Source organism: uncultured Veillonella sp. (assembly GCF_934230905.1).
Classification (GTDB): Bacteria; Bacillota; Negativicutes; order Veillonellales; family Veillonellaceae; genus Veillonella.
Genome location: NZ_CAKQFJ010000048.1, coordinates 1 through 6,985, shown reverse-complemented (window position 1 = coordinate 6,985; position 6,985 = coordinate 1). Strand labels below are relative to the sequence as shown.

General features: G+C 35.7%; 8 protein-coding genes. All 8 read left to right on the top strand.

Going from position 1 to position 6,985, the window contains the following annotated elements; translation table 11 throughout:
* Positions 1-258: 258 nt before the first annotated feature.
* A complete protein-coding gene (locus tag Q0E20_RS09250) occupies positions 259-1,110 on the top strand; it encodes a polysaccharide deacetylase family protein (RefSeq protein WP_295999350.1) in 852 nt (283 codons plus the stop codon).
* Positions 1,111-1,118: 8 nt separating this feature from the next.
* Positions 1,119-1,613 carry a molybdenum cofactor biosynthesis protein B gene (locus tag Q0E20_RS09245; RefSeq protein WP_295999348.1) on the top strand — a complete coding sequence of 165 codons (495 nt, stop codon included), beginning with the start codon at positions 1,119-1,121 and terminating at the stop codon, positions 1,611-1,613.
* Positions 1,614-1,691: 78 nt separating this feature from the next.
* Entirely contained in the window at positions 1,692-2,321 is a 630-nt protein-coding gene (locus tag Q0E20_RS09240) for a DUF47 domain-containing protein (protein WP_295999346.1), read from the top strand.
* Positions 2,314-3,312 (top strand): inorganic phosphate transporter, encoded by a 999-nt coding sequence (locus Q0E20_RS09235; RefSeq protein WP_295999344.1) that lies wholly within the window; start codon positions 2,314-2,316, stop codon positions 3,310-3,312. The genes Q0E20_RS09240 and Q0E20_RS09235 overlap by 8 nt, the downstream gene beginning before the upstream one ends.
* A 171-nt stretch (positions 3,313-3,483) precedes the next feature.
* Positions 3,484-3,936 carry an Rrf2 family transcriptional regulator gene (locus tag Q0E20_RS09230; RefSeq protein WP_295999342.1) on the top strand — a complete coding sequence of 151 codons (453 nt, stop codon included), beginning with the start codon at positions 3,484-3,486 and terminating at the stop codon, positions 3,934-3,936.
* 57 nt (positions 3,937-3,993) lie between these two features.
* Positions 3,994-5,382: a cytochrome ubiquinol oxidase subunit I gene (locus Q0E20_RS09225; RefSeq protein WP_295999339.1), complete on the top strand. Its 1,389-nt coding sequence runs from the start codon at positions 3,994-3,996 to the stop codon at positions 5,380-5,382.
* Positions 5,373-6,392, top strand: a complete 1,020-nt coding sequence (gene cydB, locus Q0E20_RS09220) for a cytochrome d ubiquinol oxidase subunit II (protein WP_295999335.1) — start codon at positions 5,373-5,375, stop codon at positions 6,390-6,392. Before Q0E20_RS09225 ends, cydB begins: the two co-directional genes overlap by 10 nt.
* Before the next feature lie 126 nt (positions 6,393-6,518).
* On the top strand, positions 6,519-6,985 hold a 467-nt coding region (locus Q0E20_RS09215), incomplete at its 3' end, for an ABC transporter transmembrane domain-containing protein (RefSeq protein ID WP_295999333.1).

The window sequence follows — 6,985 nt, the reverse complement described above, 5'->3', positions numbered from 1 at the left end:
CGAACACAGTAGTTAAGCTCGTAAACGCCGAAAGTACTTGGCTGGAGACGGCCTGGGAGGATAGGAAGTCGCTGATTGACTAAAAGACACATCTTCGGATGTGTCTTTTTCTATATAATAGCTTTAACGCATTCTCTTAGAGTTTTATATGAATTTTTATGACTTACTAAAGAATTTTTATTGAAAGAAAAGAGTGCATATGTTATCCTCGAATAGTATAAAATATATATTTTAAATGAAGTAAGAAGGTTCTTAATCATGTTAATAATTATATGTAAACGAATAGTATATGCTCTTATGATTTGTATTGCATTAGTTTGTATTACGTTAGGTAGTATGTGGTGGTTATCATCACATTATAAGTTATATGGTGTTCCTGTGCTAAATTATCATCAAGTCAATGATAAGTATCATTCGGCATTAACCCTTAATGTAGCACAATTTAAAAGACAGATGGAATATTTACATAGTGAAGGGTATCATACAATTAGTCTCGATGATTTATATGCTTATGTAACAGAAGGTAAAGAATTACCTGATAAGCCCATTGTGCTTACTTTTGATGATGGTTATATTGATAATTATGAGGATGTTTTGCCTATTTTGGAATCTTATAATATGCAAGCAACCATTTTTATGATTAGTGATGCTGTTAATACAAAGCGATTTGTATCTCTTAATGAATTAAAAACAATGGATGCTCATAAATTTATCGTGGAAGGACATACTAATCATCATAGTATATTGACGCAAATTGATCCGTCTAAATTAGATAATGAAATCAAAGGTGGTAAAGATACATTACAAGCCTTTATGGGAAAACCTATAGATTATTTAGCATATCCAGGAGGTTTTAATAATGCTGATGTGCAACGTATTACTAGTGAAAGTGGCTACAAAATGGCTTTTACAGTAGCACCGGGTACAGTTAAACCAGGGCAAAATTTATATGCATTACCAAGATTAGCTATATTCCAAGGTAATACACCTTACTTATCATTTTTGATGCGTTTACATTGTGCTCCATTTATTACTTATACATGGCAATTACGTGATAGTTTACGTGACAACGGATTTACAAAATTAGCTAGCTTTATACCATTATTTTAGGAGGATATATGTCTCAAGAAGTTTTACAACGACCTCTCAATATTGCCGTACTTACAGTTTCCGATACGAGAACTAAAGAAACTGATAAGGGAGGAAATAAAGTTCAAGAATTATTGGAAGAAGCCAATCATAATGTAGTAGCTCGTAAAATTGTTATTGATGATTTTAATGAAATACGCAATGCCCTGATTCCATGGTGTAATGATGAAAGCATAGATGTTATCATTACCACTGGGGGAACTGGAATTGCCTTGCGTGATGTAACTATTGAAGCTGTAGATTCTATCATAGAAAAATCAATACCTGGTTTTGGTGAAATTTTTAGATATCTTTCTTATACTGAAGATATTGGTACTAAAGCTATTGCATCTCGCGCTTTAGCTGGTGTTAATTCAAATACATTAATTTTTTCTATTCCTGGTTCTGTAGGTGCTGTTACTCTTGGATTAAATAAATTAATTATTCCAGAAATGCCTCATTTAGTGCGAGAAATCAATAAATAGATAGGCATGTACTGTTTTACTATGCTATAATTATAGTGTAATTATAGAAGCTAACAGTACTGTATCAGGAGGATCTCCATGGCTTTTAAGTTAAAAGGAAAAGAAGAAAAGTTTTTTAGTATTTTAGAAAATCATGCTGAACTAACCTATGAAAGTGCGGAAATGATGGAACGCGTTTTTAAAGGTGAAGTTTCTAAAGAAGAAGCATTCTTGGAAATTGATACAAAAGAAAAAGCTGCGGACGAATTAGTAAACGAAACAGTTGATCGCTTGCGTAAAACATTTATTACACCAATGGATCGTGAAGATATTCAGTTATTAATTGATCAGTTAGATACTACACTTGATAACATTAAAGAAATTATGGATAAGATGGTTATGTATCATGTTGGTAAACCAAGCGATGGTGCGATTCGCATGAGTGAGATTGTCGTAAAATGTGTTAAACATATTAATAAATCTATAGGTTATATGGGAAGCCTAAAAAAGGATCATGTAAAGGTAGAAGGTCGCGTACATCAAGTATTAAAGCTTGAATCTGAAGCAGATAATATTTACCATGAAGAAATGGCAAAGCTGTTTACAGAATGTACGAATCCAATTGAAATTATCAAATGGAAGGAAATTCTTAGCTCCATGGAGGATGTAATCGATGGTTGTGAGGATTTGGTTGGTACATTCCGCCGGGTAGTATTGAAGTATGCTTGAGTCACATTACTTAGTTTGGCTAGTTGTACTTTTAGCCTTAGCATTCGATTATATTAACGGTTTTCATGATACCGCTAATGCTATTGCCACATCTGTATCTACCCGTGCAATTACACCTAAAAAAGCAATTATAATGACTGCCGTACTTAATTTTTTAGGTGCTATGGTTAGTACAGGGGTTGCGAAGACTATCGGTGGCGACATTGTTATGTCACCATCTTTTATTGATAGTGGTATTATCTCTGCGGCCCTTATTGGTGCTATAGTATGGAATTTATTGACCTGGTACTGGGGAATTCCTAGTTCTTCATCACATGCTTTAATCGGTGGTATTATAGGTGCTGTAGGTTGGTCTGTAGGTTTTGATGCTTTAAACGAGTCAGGAATTTTAAAGATTTTTTTATCCCTTATTTTATCACCAATTGTTGCCATGATTGGTGGCTATATTGTGATGAAAGTATTGTTGCTTATTTTTGGTAGATTTTCTCCGATTGTTTTAAATGATAGATTTAGATCTATGCAAATTGTATCTGCTGTTATGATGGCATTTTCTCATGGTTCTAATGATGCACAAAAGGCGATGGGGATTATTACATTGACCTTACTTAGTGGTGGCTATATTGACACCTTAGACGTTCCGTTGTGGGTTAAATTATGTTGTGCCACTGCAATGGCTTGTGGTACAGCCGTTGGTGGTTGGAAAATTATTTCCACAATGGGAACAAAAATCTTTAAACTAGAGACTATTAATGGTTTTGCAGCGGACTTAAATTCTGCGATTACCATTTTTACGGCCACGTTTTTACATTTGCCTGTAAGTACTACTCATGTTGTAAGCGGTTCCTTGCTAGGCGTAGGTGCTTCTAAGCGTATTAAAGCAGTAAATTGGGGCGTAGCACGTTCCATGGTTATGGCTTGGTTTGTGACTATTCCGTTATCTGGTATAGTAGCTGCTATTGCTTATGAAGTAGGACATCTTCTATTTGGATAACTTTTTTAGAATTATATATTATAAATGAAAAAGACTATTAGTATTTAACTAATAGTCTTTTTTGTGATAAAAATTACAGTATAACAAAAACAATACCATTGCAGTATTGTTTTATATCGTTTATACTAAATATAGTAATACGTAGACGTTGTTATTGGAAAAGGAGTGCTTATGAAATTAAATCAAGCCACGGACTATGCGTTTCGCATGATTTTGCACATGGCTATGTTACCATCTGGTCAGAAGGTAACAGGCGGTGTATTGGCTGAGCAAGAAATGATTCCAGAGCGTTTTTTGCTTAAAATAATGCGCAGCCTTATTGCCGCAGGAATCATGAAATCATTCCGCGGGGTGGATGGTGGATTTGCATTAAATCGTGAGCCTAAAGAGATTTCCATGCTCGATGTGATCAGAGCCGTTGAGGGGGATACGTATTTACAGCGTTGTTTGTATGATGTCGGTTCTTGCTCAAAAGCATGTATGGGCCAATGCGCAGTTAATGAAGCAATGTCTGTTGTACAAGCTGAACTTGTAAGACAGATGGAAAGTGTGACTTTCGATAAGTTAGCTGCACGCGAAAAAGAGATTTTAGAGACCATGGATCCTTGTGTATCTCATGCGTAACGATGTAAGACATTCATCAAGTGTGTATTTTTGAGTCAATTCTAAGGAGGAAAAGACATGTTTGAAGCACTAGATTTAGCACGCTTACAGTTCGCGCTAACATCTATCTATCACTGGCTATTTGTACCGTTCACATTGGGAATGACGGTTATTGTAGCTATTCTAGAATGGACCTTTGTAAGCACCGGTAAAGAAGTTTACCAAAAAATGGCAAAATTTTGGGGTAAATTATTCTTAATTAACTTTGCTATGGGTGTTGTAACAGGTATCGTTCAAGAGTTCCATTTCGGTATGAACTGGGCTGAATATTCTCGTTTTATGGGTGATATTTTTGGTGCCCCACTTGCCCTTGAAGCATTAATGGCATTTTTCTTGGAATCTACATTTATGGGCGTTTGGATCTTTGGTTGGGGTCGCTTATCTAATAAAGCGCATGCTACTGTGGCAACATTAGTTGCATTAGGCACCAATTTATCCGCATTCTGGATTATTGTAGCAAACTCTTTTATGCAACATCCTGTAGGCTATGTAATTCGTAATGGCCGTGCAGAAATGGAAAATTTTGCGACTATCGTATCCAATGGTTATGTACCTGGTCAATTTGCTCATATTGTCTTAAATGGTTCTATGACAGCAGGTGTCATTATTATGGCTATTAGCGCATGGCATTTGATTCGTAAGAGCAATGTTGATTTCTATAAAACCTCTGTAAAATGGGGTATGGTAATTACTTTAATTGCTGGTACATTAGGTGCTCTTGCAGGTCATCATCAAGGCCAATATATTACTAAAGAACAGCCTATGAAAATGGCAGCTATGGAAGCTCTTTGGGAAACTCAAGATCCAGCTCCATTCTCTTTAGTTGCTAATATTGATACAAAAGCACAACAAAATACAGGTGCTATTGAAATCCCAGGTGGTTTATCCTTCTTAACACAAAACTCTTTTACATCTGGTAAAGTAGAAGGTATTAAAGATTTACAAGCTAAATCTGAAGCTCAATATGGCCCTGGTAATTATATTCCAGATGTACCTGCTATTTTCTGGACATTCCGCATCATGGTAGCTGCTGGCTCCATTATGTTGTTAGTTGCTTTCATCGGCTTGGTATTGAATGCTAAAGGTAAACTCGTAGAGAATAAAACATTCTTGAAAATTATTTTCTGGATGTTACCATTACCTTACATTGCTCAATCCACTGGTTGGTTTGTTGCAGAAGCAGGTCGTCAACCATGGCTTGTATATGGCCTTCAATTGACTGCTAATGGTGCTTCTAAATCCGTTACAGCTCCTGAAATTATGACTACTATCATTGGTTTTACAGTTATTTACATCTTGGCTGCTATTGCCGCATTGTATTTAGCTGTAGAGCACATCAAAAAAGGTCCTGATGGACAAACAATTTACCATGTAGAAGAAAAAGAGGAGGCAAGATTATGGAACTAATTATGAATAACCTTAATGTGATCTGGTTCATCTTGCTTTGTGTATTGTTCGCTGGTTTCTTCTTCCTAGAAGGCTTTGACTATGGCACAGGTATTCTTTTACCAGTCATTGGTAAAACTGATGTTGAACGTCGTCAAATGATCAATGCGTTAGGTCCTATTTGGGATGGTAATGAAGTATGGATGATTACTGCTGGTGGTGCGTTATTCGCATCCTTCCCACATGTATATGCTACATTGTTTAGTGGCTTCTACATGGCATTGTTCTTAATGCTTGCTGTACTTATCATGCGTGGCGTTGCTTTTGAATTCCGTTCTAAAAGTGCTAATCGCACATGGCGTAAAGTATTTGACTACTGCATTTTCATCGGTTCTATCGTACCTGCATTATTGTGGGGCGTAACAGTAGGTAACTTAATCCAAGGTACACCTATTGATGAAACGATGACATATGTTGGTACATTCTGGGATTTGCTTAGCCCTTACACTGTATTATGTGGTATTGCTTTCGTTTTAGTATTTACATACCATGGTGGTTTGTTTACATCTATTAAAACAGCAGGTCCTATCTCTGAACGTGCACGTGCAGCATCCCTTGTTACCGGCGTACCTACTGCAATCGGTGTGATTATATTGATTATCGCATCCTATGTATGCACTGATTTATACAGTTCTATCTTAGCTACTATTTTCTGTGCACTAGCTGTTGTTTGCTTCCTTATTTCCTGGGCTGCAACACGTACGCGCAATACAAAATGGGGTTTTGTATTTAGCTCTCTTTCCATTATTTTGATTACAGCTACATATTTTGCAGGTCTATTCCCTCGTATTATGGTATCTTCTTTGAACCCAGCGTGGAGCTTGACCATTACAAATGCATCTTCTTCTGAATATACGTTAGCTTTGATGACTGCTGTTGCATTGGTATTTGTACCAATCGTATTAGCATATCAAATTTGGGTATATTGGAATTTCCGTCATCGTGTGACAGAAAAAGATTTACATTATTAATATAAGATTACTTTCATAAATTTTGAAAGTCTGAACTCTTTTGTGAGGCGTGCTATAGCGGCACGCCTCATTTTTATGGTAAGATTAGTGTAATATTGATAAAATTAGATTTAAAAGGGGATAAATATGATACAGAAAACGGCCCTTCGAGTCATTAAAAATAAAAAAGGTGTAGTATTGGCACTTATTATTTCTAGTATCTTACAAAGTTTCTCTATAGTAGGACAAGCTTGGTTTTTTGCTATATTAATTAATAATTTGATTTTTCTTGATCACACTTTGATAGATGAAAGCAATACTATCATATACTTAGCGGTATTCATTTTATTCCGTTTAGCTTTTTCTTACTTACAGGAATATTTATCGTCTAGTTTAGGAGATTCTGTTAAATCTATTTTGCGTAAAGAAGCACTTACACATTTATTTAAACTAGGTATACAACAAAAAGAATCGCAAGGTGATACGATACATCTTATTACTGATGGGTTAGAACAAGTTGATGCTTATGTTTCGAATTATATTCCTCAAATGATATATGCAATTATCGTTCCTCTAGTAATGGGGATTGGCATAATGCATACAATGCCTATTAT